21 protein-coding genes and 1 pseudogene are annotated in these 19249 nt (G+C 68.2%); 1 reads left to right on the top strand and 21 read right to left on the bottom strand.

Annotated elements, in window-relative coordinates; all coding sequences use genetic code 11:
- Nucleotides 1-517: 517 nt before the first annotated feature.
- The 14 genes from AC1DO7_RS09660 to AC1DO7_RS09595 form a co-directional block, all read right to left on the bottom strand.
- Nucleotides 518-940: a gamma-glutamylcyclotransferase family protein gene (locus AC1DO7_RS09660; protein WP_441613389.1), complete on the bottom strand. Its 423-nt coding sequence runs from the start codon at nt 938-940 to the stop codon at nt 518-520.
- A 2-nt stretch (nt 941-942) separates the two neighbouring features.
- Complete coding sequence (gene rraA / locus AC1DO7_RS09655; protein ID WP_441613388.1) at nt 943-1440, bottom strand: ribonuclease E activity regulator RraA; 498 nt, start codon at nt 1438-1440, stop codon at nt 943-945.
- A 101-nt stretch (nt 1441-1541) separates the two neighbouring features.
- Nucleotides 1542-2804 (bottom strand): MFS transporter, encoded by a 1263-nt coding sequence (locus AC1DO7_RS09650; RefSeq protein ID WP_441613387.1) that lies wholly within the window; start codon nt 2802-2804, stop codon nt 1542-1544.
- Nucleotides 2805-2925: 121 nt separating this feature from the next.
- Nucleotides 2926-3759: a LytR/AlgR family response regulator transcription factor gene (locus tag AC1DO7_RS09645; RefSeq protein WP_441613385.1), complete on the bottom strand. Its 834-nt coding sequence runs from the start codon at nt 3757-3759 to the stop codon at nt 2926-2928.
- A gap of 65 nt (nt 3760-3824) precedes the next feature.
- Entirely contained in the window at nt 3825-5015 is a 1191-nt protein-coding gene (locus AC1DO7_RS09640; RefSeq protein WP_477116040.1) for a sensor histidine kinase, read from the bottom strand.
- Nucleotides 5016-5133: 118 nt separating this feature from the next.
- Nucleotides 5134-5559, bottom strand: coding sequence for a terminase (locus AC1DO7_RS09635; protein WP_441613383.1), 426 nt, complete (start codon nt 5557-5559; stop codon nt 5134-5136).
- Nucleotides 5556-5762, bottom strand: a complete 207-nt coding sequence (locus AC1DO7_RS09630) for a LiaI-LiaF-like domain-containing protein (protein ID WP_441613382.1) — start codon at nt 5760-5762, stop codon at nt 5556-5558. Before AC1DO7_RS09630 ends, AC1DO7_RS09635 begins: the two co-directional genes overlap by 4 nt.
- A gap of 284 nt (nt 5763-6046) precedes the next feature.
- Nucleotides 6047-6994 carry a CysB family HTH-type transcriptional regulator gene (locus AC1DO7_RS09625; protein ID WP_441613381.1) on the bottom strand — a complete coding sequence of 316 codons (948 nt, stop codon included), beginning with the start codon at nt 6992-6994 and terminating at the stop codon, nt 6047-6049.
- Nucleotides 6991-8115 carry a sulfate/molybdate ABC transporter ATP-binding protein gene (locus tag AC1DO7_RS09620; RefSeq protein WP_477116039.1) on the bottom strand — a complete coding sequence of 375 codons (1125 nt, stop codon included), beginning with the start codon at nt 8113-8115 and terminating at the stop codon, nt 6991-6993. Before AC1DO7_RS09620 ends, AC1DO7_RS09625 begins: the two co-directional genes overlap by 4 nt.
- A complete protein-coding gene (cysW, locus tag AC1DO7_RS09615) occupies nt 8112-9050 on the bottom strand; it encodes a sulfate ABC transporter permease subunit CysW (protein ID WP_441613379.1) in 939 nt (312 codons plus the stop codon). The genes AC1DO7_RS09620 and cysW overlap by 4 nt, the downstream gene beginning before the upstream one ends.
- A gap of 1 nt (nt 9051) precedes the next feature.
- On the bottom strand, nt 9052-9996 hold the full coding sequence (gene cysT / locus AC1DO7_RS09610) for a sulfate ABC transporter permease subunit CysT (protein ID WP_441613378.1): 945 nt from the start codon (nt 9994-9996) through the stop codon (nt 9052-9054).
- Nucleotides 9997-10213: 217 nt separating this feature from the next.
- Nucleotides 10214-10900, bottom strand: a complete 687-nt coding sequence (locus AC1DO7_RS09605) for an RBBP9/YdeN family alpha/beta hydrolase (protein ID WP_441613377.1) — start codon at nt 10898-10900, stop codon at nt 10214-10216.
- A complete protein-coding gene (locus AC1DO7_RS09600) occupies nt 10897-11823 on the bottom strand; it encodes an EAL domain-containing protein (RefSeq protein WP_441613376.1) in 927 nt (308 codons plus the stop codon). The genes AC1DO7_RS09605 and AC1DO7_RS09600 overlap by 4 nt, the downstream gene beginning before the upstream one ends.
- A gap of 54 nt (nt 11824-11877) precedes the next feature.
- Nucleotides 11878-12093 (bottom strand): TOBE domain-containing protein, encoded by a 216-nt coding sequence (locus AC1DO7_RS09595; RefSeq protein ID WP_006161487.1) that lies wholly within the window; start codon nt 12091-12093, stop codon nt 11878-11880.
- 105 nt (nt 12094-12198) lie between these two features.
- Between AC1DO7_RS09595 and AC1DO7_RS09590 the strand changes: the two genes are divergently transcribed.
- Nucleotides 12199-12354 carry a hypothetical protein gene (locus tag AC1DO7_RS09590; RefSeq protein WP_441613375.1) on the top strand — a complete coding sequence of 52 codons (156 nt, stop codon included), beginning with the start codon at nt 12199-12201 and terminating at the stop codon, nt 12352-12354.
- On the opposite strand, the gene AC1DO7_RS09585 is transcribed toward AC1DO7_RS09590, so the two are convergent.
- The 7 genes and pseudogenes from AC1DO7_RS09585 to AC1DO7_RS09555 all read right to left on the bottom strand — a co-directional run.
- On the bottom strand, nt 12351-13232 hold the full coding sequence (locus AC1DO7_RS09585; protein ID WP_441613374.1) for an ATP-binding cassette domain-containing protein: 882 nt from the start codon (nt 13230-13232) through the stop codon (nt 12351-12353). The two genes, AC1DO7_RS09590 and AC1DO7_RS09585, sit on opposite strands and share 4 nt — an antisense overlap.
- 26 nt (nt 13233-13258) lie before the next feature.
- Complete coding sequence (gene ssuC, locus AC1DO7_RS09580) at nt 13259-14068, bottom strand: aliphatic sulfonate ABC transporter permease SsuC (RefSeq protein WP_441613373.1); 810 nt, start codon at nt 14066-14068, stop codon at nt 13259-13261.
- An 11-nt stretch (nt 14069-14079) separates the two neighbouring features.
- Nucleotides 14080-15243, bottom strand: coding sequence for an FMNH2-dependent alkanesulfonate monooxygenase (gene ssuD / locus AC1DO7_RS09575; protein WP_441613372.1), 1164 nt, complete (start codon nt 15241-15243; stop codon nt 14080-14082).
- A gap of 147 nt (nt 15244-15390) precedes the next feature.
- Nucleotides 15391-16425 carry a sulfonate ABC transporter substrate-binding protein gene (locus AC1DO7_RS09570; protein ID WP_441613371.1) on the bottom strand — a complete coding sequence of 345 codons (1035 nt, stop codon included), beginning with the start codon at nt 16423-16425 and terminating at the stop codon, nt 15391-15393.
- Nucleotides 16426-16556: 131 nt separating this feature from the next.
- Nucleotides 16557-17198, bottom strand: coding sequence for an NADPH-dependent FMN reductase (gene ssuE / locus AC1DO7_RS09565; protein WP_441613370.1), 642 nt, complete (start codon nt 17196-17198; stop codon nt 16557-16559).
- 62 nt (nt 17199-17260) lie between these two features.
- The gene (locus AC1DO7_RS09560; RefSeq protein ID WP_441613369.1) at nt 17261-18268 is read right to left on the bottom strand and encodes a sulfate ABC transporter substrate-binding protein; all 1008 of its coding nucleotides are present in this window, start codon (nt 18266-18268) and stop codon (nt 17261-17263) included.
- A 686-nt stretch (nt 18269-18954) separates the two neighbouring features.
- Nucleotides 18955-19249: pseudogene (locus tag AC1DO7_RS09555) on the bottom strand (lysophospholipid acyltransferase family protein); the annotation flags it as partial.

Genomic DNA, 19249 nt, shown 5'->3' with positions numbered 1-19249 from the left:
GTTGCCTGCTTCCCGGTGGCCCTGTTTTTCGCGCCTCGGGTCATGTGTCTTATATAAGAGTGTAGGGAAGCGTTCCGCGTCGCAACAGCCCGGAATGCAGTCGTCGCTTAGTTTTTTTATTCAACAAAATCATATAGTTACTGCGTTAATTTCACAATGCGGCAAGTTATACCCCATCATGAGAGATGCCCCTTGTGCTTCGCAGTTACATTTTTTGTGGCTCAAAACAACATTCCACATCGTGAAATATAAGGGGTGACACGTATCCCTGCCGGGCTGCCGGCGCTCTCGCGCCCTGCCCGTCTGGCCTGCGTGCGCGTTGCAGCGCTTGTCACTCCGGAGCGCCATCGGCAAGGCATGCGCGAACCCAGGACACTGGGTGATGGCATGGTTGCCGATGCTCCGCCAGGCGTCGTTGCGCGGCGGGCATCGGTCATGCCGCTTGAAATACCTGAGGGAATGCCGGCGCTGCGCCGGCGGCGATGTCCGGGACGATGCCCGGGGCGAACCGGATCGCTCAGGCCGGCGACAGCCCGGCCTCGCGCTCGCGCCGGTAGGCCACCCAGTCGCCGGAGGCGATACGTGGCAGGCCGGCCACCGCGTCCTGCCCAACCGGATAGAGCAGGCAACTGAGGGACTGCCCGCCGGCGACAATGCTGCGCTCCTCGCGCACGAACAACGATGCCTGGCCGGGGTAGACCTCCTCGATCTCGTCGAGCACCGGCACCAGCGCGGCATCCACCTCGTAGAGATCGCCGGCCACGCCAGGCGCGCCGGCATCCAGCACCAGGCCGGGATAGGTGCCGAAGTCATAGAGCCGGCCAGGCACCGTGGCGCTGCCCAGCAGGCGCGGTGTCGCGATGCCGTGCTTGCGCGCGGCGGCGTTGAGGTCGTTGACTTCGCCGGCACGCAGCGTGCCGTAGACGAATACCACCGGCATGCTCAGCTCCCCAGCTTGGTATCGGCCACCAGCACGCCATCGGCATCGGCGTAGATCCAGTCGCCAGGACGCACCACCGCGCCGGGCATCTGCACCGTGACTTCGCGTTCGCCCACATTGCGCCTCTGGCTTCTCTGCGGATGCAGCGCCAGCGCGCGCACGCCGATATCGCACACATCCAGCTCGGCGCTGTCGCGCACGCAGCCGTTGACGACAATGCCAGCCCAGCCGTTCTTTTCCGCCAGCACGCCGAGGTTGCCGCCCACCAGCGCGCAGCGCAGCGAGCCACCGCCGTCCACCACCAGCACGCGGCCGTTGCCGGGCGACTCCACCGCTTCGCGCACCAGCGAGTTGTCCTCGAACACCTTCAGCGTCGCCGCCGGGCCGGCAAAGGCCGCGCGCTTGCCGAAATGGCGGAACACCGGCGCCAGCACGCGCAGCGTGCCGTCGGCCAGCCGTGCTTCGTTGGCATCGCAGAGGTCGGCGGTGGCAAAGTTCATGGATGACTCCTGAATCATGAGAGGGAAAGAATCCGGTGAAATCCGGTGAGATTCGGCGCCCGCGCATGCACCGCCAGCCACCTGCCGGGGAGCGCCCGCTCTCAGCCGGCGGGCGCGCCCCGCGCCCCGGCCTCGCGGCGCGAGCGGTTGCCGTTGCCGACGGTGACGGCGGTGAAGATCGCCAGCATCTGGAAGGCACCGATCATGAAGAAGACCCAGCTCGGCCAGCGCGCGTCCATCAGCGCGCCGAAGAACAGCGGGCCGCTGGCCAGCCCGATGTCCAGGCCGGAATAGACCACCCCATAGACCCGGCCGGTGGCGCCCGCCGGCGCGGCCGCGCGCACCAGCAGGTCGCGCGAGGGCCCGGCGGTGCCCGCGCCGAAGCCGATCACCCCCATCAGCACCGGCACCATCACGGCCGGCAAGACGCCCAGCCCCACCACGATGGCGACCAAGCCGGACAGCGTGAAGCTCATCGCGATCAGGCGGTCATGGTTGCTGGTGCGCCCGGCGGCGAAGCCGCCCACGATCATGCCCCCGGCGCTGCACAGCATGTAGACCGTGTAGGAAGCCGTGGCCAGCGCCAGCGGCATGCCGTAGAGCTGGGTCAGCGCGGTCGGCGCGAAGCTCTGGATGCCCGAGAACGAAAACGTGGTGACCAGGAAAAAGGCCCAGCAGATCCAGACCTGCGGCAGCCTGAGGAAGGCCAGCATGCCGCCGCCGGCCGCCTTGCCTGCCGGCGCGCCCGCCTTCGCCGCCATGGCGGTGCGGGGATCGAGCACCCGGCGAAACACCAGCAGCACGGCCAGCACGCCGAACGCCACCACCGCCGCGCAGGCCAGCGCCGTGCGCCAGCTGCTCAGTTCGGCCAGCGTGACCAGGAATACCGGGGCCGCGGCCCAGCCGAGGTTGCCGGAGATGCCGTGCACCGAGAACGCATGTCCCAGCCGCGGCTGCGACACATGCTTGTTGAGCAGGGTGAAATCGGCGGGATGGAACACGCCGTTGCCGATGCCGGCCACGCCGGCGCCGAACAGCAGCATGGCGTAGCTGGGGCTGAATGACAGCAGCAAGGCCGCCGAACCCAGCAGCGCCAGGCCGCCGAACAGCACGGGCGAAGCGCCGAAGCGGTCCACCACGAAGCCCGAAGCGGTCTGCACCAAGGCCGAGACGGCAAAGAACACCGTCATCAGCAAACCCAGCTCGGCATAGCTCAGGCCGAACTCGGCCTTGATCCACGGGAACAGCGGTGCCAGCAGCAGGTGGTAGAAATGGGAAACCCCGTGCGCGAGCCCCACCAGGCCGATGACCTGGGCGTCGTGGCGCAGCGGATTACGGACGGGATCGAGAGTGGCGGCGGTCATCGGGCGGCTATCCGTACAGTGCGGTGCATGGGCGCGCCTGCCGCTGCTGCCTGGCATGGGACGCGCGCTGCGAATATCGCATCATAGAGGAAAACCACGCCCGGCTGGCGTGGCCCGAGCGCTACATCTGCTTGAACAGATAGGCGTACTGGCGTGCCACCGGCAGGGTCTCGGCGCGGTTGCGCAGCTTCAGCGCGAGCCGCCCGAGCGACTGGTTCACGGCGCTGGCCACGCAGTCGATGTTCACCACCGTGCCGCGATGGATCTGCCAGAAGCGTTCCGGGTCGAGCTGCTGGGACAGCTCGCGCAGGCTGGTGCGGATCAGCGCCTCGCCGCTGGTAGACACYACGTTGACGTACTTGTCGGTYGCCTCKAGGTAGATCACYTCRTCCACCGGGATGATGCGGATYTCCTGCCCGACCAGCGCCTTGATGAAMCGCAGGTAGCCRTGCTGGCCCGCGCCCGCGGCCGGCTGCTGCGGGGCGCCGCCGCCTGGCGGCTCCAGCGTCTCGAGCCGCGCCAGCAGTTGCGCCAGGCGGCCGGTATCGAGCGCCGCGCCACCCTCTTCGCCAGCCTGGGCATGCTCGGCCAGCCGCCCCTTGAGGCGTTGCACGGTGGCCTCCAGCCGCTCCGGCTGCACCGGCTTGAGCACATAGTCGACCGCCTCGCGCTCGAAGGCTTCCAGCGCGAACTGGTCATAGGCGGTGACGAACACCACCAGCGGCGGATGATCGAACTCCATCAGTTCACGCGCCACGTCCATGCCGCTCATGCCCGGCATGCGGATATCGAGGAAGGCCACTTGCGGCGCATGCTGGCGTGCCGCCTCCAGCGCGGACACGCCGTCATGCACCACGGACACGACCTGCGCCTCCGGCCACAGGCTGCTCAGTTCTGCATGCAGGGCGCGCGCAAGCAACGGCTCATCGTCGGCGATCAACAAGGTCGGGGACATGGGAACGGTAGTGGACGGTCGGGACAGTCGGGACGGCAGGGATTGCCGCAGCGCTCAGCGCTGCGTCAGGCTTGCGGGGCGCCATGCGCGGCGGCACTGGCAACCGGGGCGATGCCGATCCCCGCCGGGATCGTGCCCGCCGGTGCCGCCGTACGCGCGATGATGGCGGTCACCGTAGGACGCATGACCGGCAGCGTCAGCCGCACGACCACGCCGCGCGGCGAATTTTCTTCCATCTGCATGCTTGCCGCGGCGCCAAAGATGCGTGCGAGGCGCTCGCGCACATGGGTCAGGCCCAGGCCCGACCCCTTCGTCACGGCATGGCCGAAGCCCACGCCGGTATCGGCGATCACCACCTGCACCGCCGCGTCGCCCAGCGCGCGCGCCGACAACACGATGCTGCCGCCGTGCATGCACGGCTCGATGCCATGGCTGACCGCGTTTTCCACCAGCGGCTGGATCAGCATTGGCGGGATCTCCACTTCAGCCAGTTCCGGCGGCAGGTCGACGCTGTAGCTGAGCCGGGTGCCGAAGCGCAGGCACTGGATATCGAGGTAGCTGCGCAACAGTTCGAACTCCTGGCGCAGTGTGCACTGCTCGGCGCGCGTGTGCGCCAGCGACATCCGCAGGAAGCCGATCAGCCGCTGCAGCAGGCGCCGCGCGGCCTGCTGGTCAGTGGCGATCAGGCAGTCCAGGTTGGCCAGCGAATTGAACAGGAAGTGCGGCTCGATCTGCGCCTGCAGCGCCATCAGCTGCGCGCGCACCAGTTGCTTCTCGGCTTCCTCGCGTTGCAGCGCATCCAGCGCGGCCTGCCGCTCCAGGTGCGCCAGCTTCTCGCGCGACCAGTAGAAGTAGATCATGCTGGCCGAGGCAAGCATGCCCACCACCAGGCACATGCGCAGCATGTCGGTGGCCTCTTCGAAGGACTTCGCCGGCTCGTTCAGCACCACCCGGGTGGCCCAGCTACCCATGATGACCCCGAGCGGCACGGCGATCGCGGCCAGGCAGATGAACGGCCAGCGCGTGGGCCGCTCGTTCCACCAGATCACCACGCGGGCAACATCGATCAACAGCCAGATCGACAAGCCGATGAGGTGGCTGTAGACGAAGTTGTGCCACATCGAGCCGCCGGTGCGGAAGCCATAGTTGAGACTGAYGGCAATCACGGTGTTCATGCACAGCACGAACACGAGGTCGCGCCCGAGAATCGTGAGGCGCGAGGGAATGGCGGCGGGACAGCGGCCCAGCGATTTCATAGGGACGGAAGCTCCGTACAGGGCAGATGCGTCTTGAAAGGCAAAAGTGGCAGGCGCGCCATGTGCTGGACACGCGCGGACATCGGGCGGCTGCCTGACGGGCTATTGTAAAGGCCGCTCATCGGCTCGGACGGCCGTCGGCCGGCTCGCATGTGCGCTGGGCCACCTTTGCGGCCCCGCCTTCCCCGGCCGGCCTGCCGTGCAGCGCCGCCCACCATTGCCCCGACAGCACAAAGCGCGGAAATGTGATCCACTGCTCGGCCAGGATGCGCCCGGCGATATCGAGCGGGCCGGCAAACGGCTCCGGTCGCTCGGCCTCGAGCCGGTGGCCCCGGCCCTGCAGCATCATCGATACGCCCATGCAGAGCACGCCCAGCCCCACCGCCGGCACGGACAGCGTCAGCACGCCGTAGACCAGCAGCACATTGCCTGCCATGAATATCGGCACGGCCACGATATGCAGCAGCAGGCTGCGCGGGTCGGTGTGATTGCGGGCGTAGCCGCGCCATTGCCAGGCCAGCAGGCCATCAGGGCGCGGGCTCATGGCCGCGGCCCCCGCTGCGTCGCACGGCGGATCGCCAGTCGGCGCACCAGCAGCACGGCGCCGAGCGCGATCAGGATGAGAGGCCAGCCCTCGCGGGTGATATACGCGGGCAGGACGCCGGCGTTGTGCGCCAGGAACAACCCGCCCAGCGCAATAAGGATGATCGGGGCCAGGAGCCCCCTGCCGCTACGGCCTTGTTTCATGTTGCGCTCTCCTCGCAGCCTTGTCGCTCCGCTCGCCATCGCCGGCACGCCGTCTGATGCGGCGCATCACGCCATGTGACGGCACCGAGGTGATCCGCCACGTACTGGACGAACTTTACGCCTGCCCCGCGCGAGACGGAAGCAGCGTGCGACGAACGGGGAGTGAGCGGCGCGAAACGCGAGGATGCGGTGCCACCGGCACCGCCGCATGGCAGCCCGCCGCCGGAATCCCGGCGGCGAATGTGCCCGGAAGAGCATGCCAGCTTGCGCTGGAACAGCGCAAATCAGGCCTCGACCACCTGCCCGCCGGCCGGCTCGGACAAGGCACTGCTGACGGTGTCGCGCGACAAATGCGGCGCGAACATATTGATGAAGGCATGCGCATAGCCGCGCAGGTAGGCACCGCGGCGCACGGCCACGCTGGTGGTATTGGCCTCGAACAGATGGTCGGCCGAGATCCTGACCAGGCCGGCATCCTTGCGCTCGTCATAGGCCATCGAGGCGATGATGCCCACGCCCAGATCCAGTTCCGCGTAGGTCTTGATCACGTCGGCGTCCATGGCGGTCAGCACGATCTCCGGCTGCAGCCCGGCGGCGGCGAACGCGCCGTCGATCTTGCGGCGGCCGGTAAAGCCCGCGTCGTAGGTGATGATCGGAAAGCCGGCGATGTCTTCCAGCGTCGGCTCGGGCAGGCGGGTCAGCGGGTGCTCCGGCGAGACCACCAGCACGTGTTGCCAGCTATAGGCCTCGAACGAAGTCAGCCCGGCCTCGCTGGCCACGGCCTCGGTGGCGATGCCGATATCCGCCTGCCCGGTCAGCAGCAGTTCCACGATATGCGCCGGCGACGCTTCCTGCAGCGCCAGCGTCACATGCGGATAGGCGCGGCGGAAGCTCTGCACTACCTTGGGCAGCGCGTAGCGTGCCTGGGTATGGGTGGTCGCCACGGTCAGGCGGCCGGTATGCCGCCCGGCGAATTCGTCACCGGCCTGGCGCAGGTTCTCGGCCTCGAGCAGCAGGCGCTCCACGATCCGCACGATCTCGCGGCCGGGCTCGGTGAGGCCCGTGAGGCGCTTGCCATAGCGCTCGAAGATCTCGACGCCAAGCTCCTCTTCGAGCTCGCGGATCTGGCGCGATACGCCGGGCTGCGAAGTGTAGAGCGCGTTGGCGACCTCGGTCAGGTTGAACTGGCGGCGCACCGCCTCGCGGATCGAACGCAGTTGCTGGAAGTTCATTGTGCGGCTCCTGCCGGCGCCGCCTTGGGCTGGGCGCGGGCTGATGAATTGGGTTGGACGAAGACGCGCAACTGACGCGGCCGCACGGCGAGCAGTTCGCCCTCGCGGAAGCCCTGGTGGCGGAAGCGCTCCAGCGGCAACGCCACCTCGATCACCTCCTGGTTGTCCTCGCGCTCGAGTTCGAGCTGGGCCACGGGACCGAGCGTGAGCGCACGGCGCAGCGTAACGGCGATGCCGTCGGCGCCCGGCGCATAGCGTTCGAGATCGAGGTCGTGCGGGCGCACGTAGGCCACCGCATCGCCGGCCGTCTCGTGGCCGTTGCCGACYACCGGCAGTATCGCCTCGCCGGTATGCAGCAGGCCGCCGAGCTCGCCGACCTCGAGCCGGCCGTGGAACAGGTTGACGTTGCCAAGAAAGCCGAACACGAACGGCGTAGCCGGATGGTTGTAGACCGCTTCCGGCGTGCCGGCTTGTTCGACGTGGCCGCGGTTCATCAGCACCACCTGGTCGGCCACTTCCAGCGCCTCTTCCTGGTCGTGCGTGACGAACACGCTGGTGACGTGCAGTTCGTCGTGCAGGCGGCGCAGCCAGCGGCGCAGCTCCTTGCGCACCTTGGCGTCGAGCGCGCCGAACGGTTCGTCGAGCAGCAGCACGCGCGGCYCCACCGCCAGCGCGCGGGCCAGCGCGATACRCTGGCGCTGCCCGCCCGAGAGCTGCGGCGGATAACGGTCGRCCAGCCAGTCGAGTTGCACCAGTTCCAGCAGCGAGCGCACCTTCTCGCGGATCTGCGCCTCGCTCGGGCGCTCCGCGCGCGGCTTCACGCGCAGGCCGAAGGCCACGTTCTCGAACACCGTCATGTGCTTGAACAGCGCATAGTGCTGGAACACGAAGCCCACCTGGCGCTGGCGCACATGCTGGTTGGACGCGTCACGGCCCTCGAGCAGGACCTGGCCCGCGTCCGCGCGCTCCAGCCCCGCGATGATGCGCAGCAGCGTGGTCTTGCCGCAGCCCGACGGCCCCAGCAGCGCCGTCAGCTGGCCTTCATCGAAATCGAGCGAGACGTCGTCGAGCGCGACGAAATTCCCGAAGCGCTTCTGCACATTCCTGACCTGGATGCTCATGATGCCTGTCCTTGCAATTTGCCTGCGCCCGGATTCTCCGGCGCAAAGTTCTCGTCGTCGGCGTGCTCGCGGCGCGCCCGGTGTTCCACCAGCGTCTTGATGCCGAGCGTCACCAGGGCCAGCAGCGTCAGCAGCGAGGCCACCGCGAAGGCCGCCGCGAAGTTGTATTCGTTGTAGAGAATCTCCACGTGCAGCGGCATGGTGTTGGTCAGCCCGCGGATATGGCCCGACACCACCGAGACCGCGCCGAACTCGCCCATGGCCCGCGCATTGCACAGGATCACGCCGTACAGCAGGCCCCAGCGGATATTGGGCAGCGTGATGCGACGGAAGGTCTGCCAGCCGGACGCGCCCAGCACGATGGCGGCTTCCTCTTCCTCGCTGCCCTGTGCCTGCATCAGCGGGATCAGCTCGCGCGCGACGAACGGAAAGGTGACGAAGATGGTGGCCAGCACGATGCCCGGCACGGCGAACATGATCTTGATGTCGTGCGCCTCGAGCCATGGTCCCAGCCAGCCCTGCGCGCCGAACAGCAGCACGTAGACCAGGCCCGAGATCACCGGCGACACCGAGAACGGCAGGTCGATCAGCGTGGTCAGCACGCTCTTGCCACGGAACTCGAACTTGGCGATGGCCCAGGCCGCCGACACGCCGAACACCACGTTGAGCGGCACCGCGATGGCGGCCACCAGCAGTGTGAGCTCGATCGCGGCCACGGCATCGGGCTCGACCAGCGAAGCGAAATATGTCTGCACGCCCTTGCGCAGCGCCTCGTAGAAAACCGAAGCCAGCGGCACGAACAGGAACAGCGCGAGGAACAGGACCGCGACCGCGATCAGCGTGTAGCGCACCCACGGCGCTTCCCCGGTGGCATCCGCGAAGCGCGCCGCGGGAGCGGCGCGGCCACCCAGGCCCTTGGTAACGATACCGGCCATCTCAGCTCTCCTTGTCCTGCGCCACGGCGGCGCGCCCTGCCGTGTGGTGGCGGCGCGTCCATGCCTGCAGCAGGTTGATCAACAGCAGCAGCGCGAAGGAGATCACCAGCATCACCACGGCCATTGCGGTGGCGCCGGCGTAATCGTATTGCTCCAGCTTCGAATAAATCATCAGCGGCGCGATCTCGGAGACCATCGGCATATTGCCGGAGATGAACACCACCGAGCCGTATTCGCCGGTGGCCCGCGCGAACGACAGCGCGAAGCCGGTCAGCAGCGCCGGCAGGATGGTCGGCAGGATCACGCGGGCAAAGGTCTGCAGGCGCGTGGCGCCCAGGCTGGCGGCGGCCTCTTCCAGTTCCTGCTCCGCATCTTCCAGCACCGGCTGCACCGTGCGCACCACGAACGGCAAGCCGATGAAGGTCAGCGCCACCACCACGCCCAGCGGCGTGAAGGCGACCTTGATGCCCATCGGCTCCAGGTAGCGGCCGAGCCAGCCATTGCCGGCGTACAACGCGGTCAGCGCGATGCCGGCCACCGCGGTGGGCAAGGCAAACGGCAGGTCCACCAGCGCATCGATCAGGCGCTTGCCGGGAAAGCGGTAGCGCACCAGCACCCACGCCACCACCAGGCCGAACACGGTATTGATGATGGCGGCGATCAGCGAGGCGCCGAAGCTCAGTTGCAGCGAGGCCACCACGCGCGGCGCGCTCACCGCACCCCAGAACGCTTCCCAGCTCATGGTGAAGGTCTTGAGGAAGGTGGCCGACAGCGGGATCAGGACGACCAGCGTCAGGTAGAACAGCGTGAAGCCCAGCGACAGGCCGAAGCCGGGGAGCACGGTAAAGCGCTGCTGGCTGGCCTTGCCTGACGCGCTTTCGCGTGCCTGGGGGGCATCCGGTCTGGCCGGGGGCGGGTTGTCCGCCAGGGAAATCGAGGGTGGCATATCGTCTCGTCAGTGCCGTCTGTGCCGCACCCGCCACCCACGCACAGAGTCCGGAAGACTGGCGGATACGGCGGCCAGGCATCCGGCTAGCGGAATCGGGGGACTACGGGGAGGGCTCTCTTTATGACGCCGGCGCATAACGCACCGGCCTACGAGACAAATTCTGCAGATACGCCCTTATAAACAGAACGAATCTTTACGCATTTTCTTAGACGTTTTAGATATAAGGGAACGTCGAGGACACTTCCACCTCGGCATCCCACGGCCCGGCACGGTCTCCAGCCAGGCCGGCACTGCCGTCGGCCTCGATGCGCTGGATCAGCGTATCGAGCAGGGCGAGGCCTGCCGGCCACTGATCCAGGCCCGAATCGGCGTTGATGTGCCCTAGCATGCCCGCGTCGTGCAGCTCGCTGCCCCACAGCGTGCCCCAGCTGAATGCCGTGCGCTGCTGCATCCAGGGATCGTTGCGGCTGGCCACGAGGATGGTCGGAAACGGCAGCCGGTGCGCGGGAAGCAATCCGGCCACGCCGAATTTGTCCGGATCGGCCGGCGCCACCAGCAAGGCACCGGCAATGCCCTCGGCATCCAGCGCGGCCTGGCGCAGCGTGGCCAGGCAGCCGAAGCTGTGCGCCACCAGGATGGCGCCGCGCGGCGCCACTCGCTGCGCCCGCATGATGCTCTCCGAGACACGCTCGGCCCACAGCGGCAGGCTCGGGCGCGACCAGTCGTGCTGCTCCACGCGCTGCCAGTCCGGGAAACGCTGCTCCCAGCGGCTCTGCCAGTGACCGGGACCGCTGCCGTGCAGGCCGGGTACCGTGAGGATCTGCAAACCCTTCGGCACTTTCAGCCACACCTCGGCGGCGGCTGGTGCGGCCATGCCCGCCGGCCTCTTCGTCCGCGTCATATCGGCTCCTTGCTGAATTCCAGCGGCGCGCGGCCCGGACCGGAACGCGCCACCCCGCCGCCATCCCGCGCGGCATCGCCGGGCGCCGCCCGGTGGTCCGGTTGCACTTCGTGCAGCCGGCGCGCGCTCACCGCCTCGCCGGTAAACACCCCCTGCCCCAGCACGATCCCGGCCGCCTGCAGCCGCTCGGCGTGCTCGGCGTTCTGCAGGCGGCGCCCRATCAGGGTCACGCCGGCGCTGTCGGCACTGGCCTGCAGGCCGGCGAGCTGGCGGTCCGTCCAGCTGCGGCGCATATCGAGCTTGAGCCAGTTGGGCAGTGCGTGCGCCATCAGCGCGCCCGCCTCTGCCGGATCCGATGCCTGCAGGCTCACCGCGAAGCCGTTGCGCCGGTAATTGCCCACCACATGGAGCAGCAGCGGCAGGTCGTCGTTGGCGCTGGCCGGCACCTGGATCACGAAACGATCGATCGGCAGGCCGAGCGATTGCAGCGCGCGCCGGAATGCCGCGCCGTGATCGTCCGCGACCGCCGCCAGCAGCCGGTTGTGCACGTTGAGCACCAGCTTGCGGTCGCCATCCGCCGCGAAATAGTTGATGGCATGCACCAGGCGCGAGAGGCGATCCAGCGATACCAGCGAGGCATCGTCGGCCGCCATCGCGAACAGCTTCCACGCCGCCAGCCCCACGCCGCCACCAGCATAGGTGCGCAGCGTGCCTTCATGCGCCACCACGTCGCGGCTCGACAGGGTGATGAGCGGCTCGAAGGCACTGGTCAGCGAACAGTTGAAGAACTGGCCCTGCACCTGGCCATGCTCGTCACGCCACAACTGGCGATCGCTGCCGGGTTGCCGCGGCAGTCCGTCCAGGTAATGCGCGAGGGCTGCCAGCCCCGCGCCTGCCCCGCCTGTTTCATGCGCGCTTGCCATGGCGAATTCCTTTGCGGACTCCTCTACGTTGTGCCTGCCGTTCCGGACCATGCATCAAAGCTTGGCCAGCGAAACCTCGGTCGCCTTCACCAGCGCAACCACTTCGCTGCCGATGGTGAGGCCGAGATCCTTGACCGAGCGGGTGGTGATGACCGAGGTGACGATGCCGGCCGGCGTCTCGACGTCGACCTCCGAGACCACCGGGCCTTCGATGATGGCGGCGACCTTGCCGCGGAACTGGTTGCGTACGTTGATGGCTTGAATGCTCATGATAGAAGCTCCCTTGCGTGAGTGAAAATGAAGATTGCGTAAAAGATGGTGAGTGGCGCTCGCGGCGGTTTGCTGCCTTCCGCGCACGCCTGGCACGGGTGTTTGATGCACGCCATGCCCTTTGCCTCGATGCCTGCCTTCGTTATTGCCTTTTGTGCTGCCTTTGTGTTGCCTTCGGTGCTGCCTTTTGTGCTGCCCTTTGCGTTGCCTTCGGTGCTGCCTTTCGTGTTCTTCGCTGCCTTGTCTGCTACATGGCGCTAGATCGCCCAGCGCACCGAGTCGGCGGTCCGCGCCACCGACCAGTCGACGGCGGGGCCGGCTTCGTGCTGGCCCTGCGCCTGCCCGTCATCCTGCGCATCGCCTGCGCGCTGCATCACCCGGCGCAGCACCGCGTCCTCCAGATGCGCGAAGGCCGCCGAGCCGCGCTGGCGCGGCCGCGGCAGCGCCACACGCTGGTCCAGCGCGATGCGCCCGTCCTCGATGAGCACCACGCGGTCGGCCAGCGCCACCGCTTCGGACACATCGTGGGTCACCAGCAGCGCGGTGAAGCCATGGCGCTGCCACAGTCCTTCGATCAGGCCTTGCATCTCGATGCGCGTCAGCGCGTCGAGCGCGCCCAGCGGCTCGTCCAGCAACAGCAGGCGCGGGTGATGGACCAGCGCGCGCGCCAGGGCCACGCGCTGGCGCTGCCCGCCCGACAACCGTGCCGGCCATTCGCCGGCGCGTTCGGCCAGGCCAACCTGCCCCAGCACACGAGCCGCATCGGCACGGCGCGCGCGCGGCAAGCCCAGCGCCACGTTGTCCAGTACCTTCTTCCAGGGCAGCAGGCGCGCGTCCTGGAACATCACCCGCACCGCGTCCTGCTGCGCGCGGCCCGGCGTGTCGCCGAGCCTCACCGCGCCGCCGTCGCTGTCCTCCAGGCCGGCAACCAGCCGCAGCAAGGTGCTCTTGCCGCAGCCGCTGCGGCCAACGATGGCCAGGAACTCGCCCGGCGCGGCGTGCAGGTCGATGCCGTGCAGCACCTCGCGCCCGCCGTAGCGCTTGACTACCTGCTGCACATGCAGCGCCAGGCCCTTGCCAGGCTCGCCGGCAGGTGGCACCTCCGCCAGCGCCGCCTGTTCGATCGGATTGCTTTGCATATCGTGTTCTCCTTGGCCGGTGGCGCTCAGTGCGCCTGGTAGCCGGGATGCCAGCGCAGCCAGAAACGCTCCAGCCCGCGCGACAGCAGGTCCGCCAGCTTGCCCAGCAAGGCGTAGAGCAGGATGCCCACCAGCACCACGTCGGTCTGCAGGAATTCGCGCGCGTTCATCGTCATGTAGCCGATGCCCGATTGCGCGGAGATGGTCTCCGCCACGATCAGGATCACCCACATCAGGCCGAGCGAGAAACGCACGCCCACCAGGATGTTGGGCAAGGCGCCCGGCAGGATCACCTCGCGGTACAGCCGCCAGCCCGACAATCCATAGCTGCGCGCCATCTCGATCAGCCCCGGGTCCACCGCGCGGATGCCGTGGTAGGTGTTGAGGTAGATCGGGAAGAACACACCCAGCGAGACCAGGAACAGCTTGGCGGTCTCGTCGATGCCGAACCACAGGATCACCAGCGGAATCAGCGCCAGCGTCGGAATGTTGCGCACCATCTGCAAGGTGCTGTCGAGCAGCGTCGCGGCCGGGCGGAAGGTGCCCGTGAGCAGGCCCAGCGCCAGCCCGAAGCCGCCGCCGATGGCAAAGCCGAGCACGGCGCGCCAGCTGCTGACCCACACATGGCGCCACAGCTCGCCCGTCACCGCCAGGCCCCACGCGGCCTTCAGCACGTCGAGCGGCGCCGGCAGGATGCGGCTCGACAGCCAGCCGCCCTGCGAGGCGATCTGCCATGCCAGCACCAGCAGCACCGGCACCACCCAGGGCGCGGCCGAGCCGGCGGCCTGGTTCAGCCACGCGGCGCGGCGCGGCGGGAGAGTCAAGGGAGCGGTCATGGCATGCCCCCTCAGCTCTGCGACGCACGCGGCACGATGCCGGTCGCCATCACTTCGCCGAACGGGCCGGACAACACCTTGCCCGGCAGCTTGTCGCGCACCGAGCGCGGCAGCAGCGGGAAGACCAGTTCGGCGAAGCGGTACGCCTCTTCCAGGTGCGGGTAGCCGGACAGCACGAAGGTGTCGATGCCCAGCTCGGCGTACTCCTGCATGCGCGCCGCCACGGTCTGCGGGTCGCCCACCAGCGCCGTGCCGGCGCCGCCGCGCACCAGTCCCACGCCAGCCCACAGGTTGGGGCTGATCTCCAGTTCCGCGCGCGAGCGCTTGCCGCCGCCGGCATGCAGCGCGGCCATGCGGCGCTGCCCTTCCGAATCCATCCGGGCGAAGTCCGCCTGCGCGCGCGCCACGGTGTCGTCGTCGAGGTGGCTGATCAGTTCGTCGGCCGCGGCCCAGGCCGCGGCGTCGGTCTCGCGCACGATCACGTGCAGGCGGATGCCGAACTTCACGGTGCGTCCGTGGCGCGCCGCGCGCTCGCGCACGTCGGCCAGCTTCTGCGCCACGTCCTGTGGCGGTTCGCCCCAGGTCAGGTAGGTGTCTACCTGCTCGCCGGCGAGCTCGTGCGCCGCGGCCGACGAGCCGCCGAAGTACACCGGCGGATGCGGCCGCTGCAGCGGCGGATACAGAACCTTGGCCCCCTTGACCTTGAGGTGCTTGCCCTCGAAATCCAGCTCGGCGCTTTCATGGCTGGCGGCCAGCACCTCGCGCCAGATGCGGATGAACTCGGCCGAGGCTTCATAACGTTCGGCATGATCGAGGAACAGGCCATCGCCTTCCAGTTCCGACGCATTGCCGCCGGTCACCAGATTCACCAGCAGCCGTCCGCCGGACAGGCGGTCGAACGTGGCCGCCATGCGCGCGGCCAGCGTCGGTGCCATCAGGCCGGGACGCACCGCCACCAGGAAGCGCAGCCTGCGCGTGACCGCGGCCAGCATGGCAGCCGCCACCCACGGGTCCTCGCACGAGCGGCCGGTAGGAATCAGCACGCCCTCGTAGCCGAGGTTGTCGGCAGCGGTGGCGATCTGCTTCAGGTAGTCGAAATTGACCTCGCGCGCCCCTTCCGAGGTTCCGAGATAGCGGCTGTCGCCGTGCGTGGGGATAAACCAGAAAACCTGCATGTCTTCACCTCTTGTGCTTGTCGTGCTTGTCGTGCTTGTCGCGCTTGTCGTGTCGCTTCTTGTCGCTTCCCGGCGGTGCTTCGCGACCAGCCGTTCGCAGCGACCGCCTCGCGGAGTCGCGTGTGCGGGCGGCGGCCGCGTTCGCGCTCAGTGCTGAGCCTGCCAGGCAGCGTCCGCTACCTTGACCGGCCTGGGAATCAGCTTGAGCGTGTAGAACACGTCGGCAATGCGCTGCTGCTCGCCCAGCACCGCCGGCGTCACGGCGCGGGCGCCGTACGAGAAGCGGGACACCGCAAGCGCCACCACGGCCGGGTCCAGACCGAGCTGCGGACCCAGCACGGCCACCGCCTCCTTCTGGTTCTTCTCGGCCCAGGCGCCCAGCGCGGCCAGTTCATCGAGGACGAGCTTGACCACGTCAGGCCTGCTTTGCGCGTACTGGCGCGACGCCAGGTAGAACTGGTGGTTGCTGACCACATCCTTGCCGTCGGCACCGCGGCCATCGGCCAGCACGCGCGCGTCGAGCTGCTTCTCGGCGGCAGCCAGGAACGGGTCCCAGATCACCCACGCATCGACCGCGCCGCGCTCGAAGGCCGCGCGCGCGTCGGCCGGGGCCAGGTAGACGGGCTGGATCTCGCTGTATTGCACCCCTGCCTTCTCCAGCAGGCGCACCAGCAGGTAGTGCACGTTCGAGCCCTTGTTCAGCGCCACGCGCTTGCCGCGCAGGTCGGCCACCGACTTGAGCGCGGAGCCCTTCGGCACCACGATGGCCTCGGCCGTCGGCGCCGGCGGCTCGTTGCCGATATAGGCCAGTTGCGCGCCGGCCGCCTGCGCGAAGATCGGCGGGGCTTCGCCCACGGTGCCGAAATCGATCGCGCCCACGTTCAGGCCTTCGAGCAGCTGCGGCCCGGCCGGGAACTCGGTCCACTTGACCGTGATGCCCTGCGGCGCGAGGCGCTTCTCCAGCGTGCCGCGCGCCTTGAGCAGGGTCAGCGTGCCGTACTTTTGGTAGCCGATGCGCAACACCTTGCTGGCGTTGTCCTGCGCCTGCGCACGGCCGGGCAGCAGCGCGTAGGCAAGCCCGGTGGCGGCGACCAGCGCGGCCAGCAGCAGGCGGCGCTTGAGCGCGGTGCCGGCAGCCGGCGTCTGGTGTTTATCGGAAAGCGTGGAGACTGGTGCGGTCATGTCGATCTTCCTGAGTGACGTTGTGTTCTGGCGTGGCGGACGTGTGCCCGCCTGCCGGCCCGTCGGCGGGCGGCATCGCGATCACGAAGCGGGCAAGTGTGCGGGGCGGCGGCGGCGCCGCCCGCTTCAACTCAGGCGGAACATCGCTCGGCCAGTGCGGGGCGCGGGGCCGGGCGCGAGAATGCCGCTGGCGCGACGGCAGCCGCGGCAGCACCGGGCAACAGGTCCAGCGGCACTTCGATGCGTGCATGGGCCAGCGCCTCGCGCAGGCGCAGCACGCCCTCGGCCAGGCGCGCCTCCAGGGCGGGATCGAGGCTCAGGCCGTGCGTCTCGGAGAAAACGATCTGCTGGTCCACGGCGAAGATGCCGGGCAGGATATGGCGCGCTCCAAGCGCGGACAGCACCGGGCGCAGCGCGTAGTCGATGGCCAGCGTATGGGCCAGGCTGCCGCCGGTGGCAATCGGCAGCACCACCTTGTCGCGCAGCCCGGATTGCGGCAGCAGGTCCAGGAAGGTCTTGAGCAAGCCACTGTAGGCAGCCTTGTAGACCGGCGTGGCGAGAATCACCACCTGGGCGTCCGCCACCGCGCGGGTAGCCGCGGCAATGTCGGGATCGTCCACCCTGGCCGCCAGCAGCGCGGCGGGCGGAAGCTCCCGCAGGGCCAGGTGGCTGGTGCGCTCGCCAGCGGCTTCGAGCACGCCGCGCAGATGCGTCAGCAGGCGTGCGGAACGCGACGGGGCGGACGGGCTGCCGGACAGGGTCAGGATGGACATCGGGCTTCCTTCTTGGCTGGTTGGCGCGGCGGACGCGGCTCGCGCCACGCCCGCGCCGCTGTTTATTTCTTGCCGGGCTGGTAGACCTGGTCGAACGAGCCACCGTCGGCGAAGTGYGCCTTCTGCGCCTTCTGCCAGCCGCCGAACGCTTCGTCGATGGTGAACAGCTTGACCTTGGGGAAGTTGGCCGCGTACTTCGCCGCAACCTTCTCGGAGATCGGGCGATAGTAGTTCTTGGCCGCGATTTCCTGGCCTTCGTCGGTGTACAGGAACTGCAGGTAAGCCTCGGCCACCTTGCGCGTGCCCTTCTTGTCCACCACCTTGTCGACCACCGCGACCGGCGGCTCGGCCAGGATCGAGACGGAGGGAGCGACGATGTCGAACTTGTCCGGCCCCAGTTCCTTGATGGCCAGGATCGCCTCGTTCTCCCACGCGATCAGCACGTCGCCCAGGCCGCGCTCGACGAAGGTCGTGGTGGCGCCGCGCGCGCCGGAATCGAGCACCGGCACGTTCTTGAGCAGCGCGCCCACGAATTCCTTCGCCTTCTGTTCATTGCCGCCCGGCTGGCGCAGCGCGTAGCCCCATGCGGCCAGGTAGTTCCAGCGCGCGCCGCCCGAGGTCTTCGGGTTGGGCGTGATCACCTGCACGCCGGGCTTGACCAGGTCGTTCCAGTCCTTGATGCCCTTGGGGTTGCCCTTGCGCACCAGGAACACGATGGTGGAGGTATAGGGCGAGGCATTGTGCGGCAGGCGTTTTTGCCAGTCCGGCTTGAGCAGGCCCTTCTCGGCGATGGCGTCGATGTCATAGCCCAGCGCCAGCGTCACCACGTCGGCATCCAGGCCGTCGATCACGGAGCGCGCCTGCTTGCCCGAGCCGCCATGCGACTGGCGGATGGTCAGCGCATCGCCACCCTTGGCCTTCCAGGCCTTGGCGAAGGCGGCATTGACGTCCACGTACAGTTCCCGCGTGGGGTCGTACGAGACATTGAGCAGATTGGTGTTGGCCCAGGCGGTCTGGGTGGAACCGATCACGGCGAGTGCCGCGAATCCGATGGCCAGCTTGCGAATCATGTGTCTTGCTCCCGTCATCTGTCGTGAAATGGCGCGCTTGCGCCTCGTTTCATGGCCCTCCTTGTGTGGGAAGGCTTGTGTCAGGGAAGAAGACTACCGACCGGTCTATCTGAAAGGAACGAATGGTTTCGCCGATCCTTGCACGTTTTCCGCATAAGATTTGGCGGAAATATGGACATGCACGGCAGGCCATGCGCGCGCTGCGATGAGCCGGGGTTGAGCGTGACGCGATGCGTGCCGCTGTCGCGCATTTCACCGAACACGGCCAGCAAGCCGCGCCGCACGGAGCGATAACCGAGGGAAACTTGCCGCCGCACGACTGGACATCGCAACAGTCCTGCGCGACATCCTGTGGCGCGCGAACGGAATCCGGGGAACCGGCGGGCCAGGCACCGGCACCACCGGAACATCCGYGGCCGGGCCCTGGATCCTTGGGCAACGCCTTCTGTCTGCGCGTCGGCGCACAGAAAAAAGCCCGCCCCACTTGCGTGGCGCGGGCCAAGTTTCCGTATTTGGAAACGGGTAGACAAGTCATGAAGAGCGCCCCCGCATCTCCATGACAGAAACCATCTTAGCGGGCCCGCATGCCGCGGCACTTGACCCATGTCAAACGCGCGACAGGAGCAGAAAATTCTGTCGTGACGGCGCCCCCGGTGCGACCGCCGCGATGGCAGCGGCGACAGCCCCTACAGCGCCTCTGGCACGCCCGGCTCGGCCTCGAGCGGCGCGGGCGGCGCACCGGGCGGTGCCTTGTAGCGGTTGTAGCTCCACAGGTATTGCTGCGGGAAGCGCCGGATCAATGCTTCCATCGCCGCATTCAGCAAGGCCGCCTGCGCCGGCGCATCGGGCGGCAGCGGTTCGGGCAGCCGCACATAGTGCATGCGCCAGCCGCGCCCGTTCGGCAGCCGCTCACCCGCCGCAAGAACGATCGGCACGCCGGTCTGCGCGGCCAGCTTGCCCGGCAGCGTCATGGTATAGGCC

Source organism: Cupriavidus sp. 05N40, from assembly GCF_056397305.1.
Note: the sequence above shows the minus strand (reverse complement) of the source record. Positions and strands in the feature narration are given on the sequence as shown.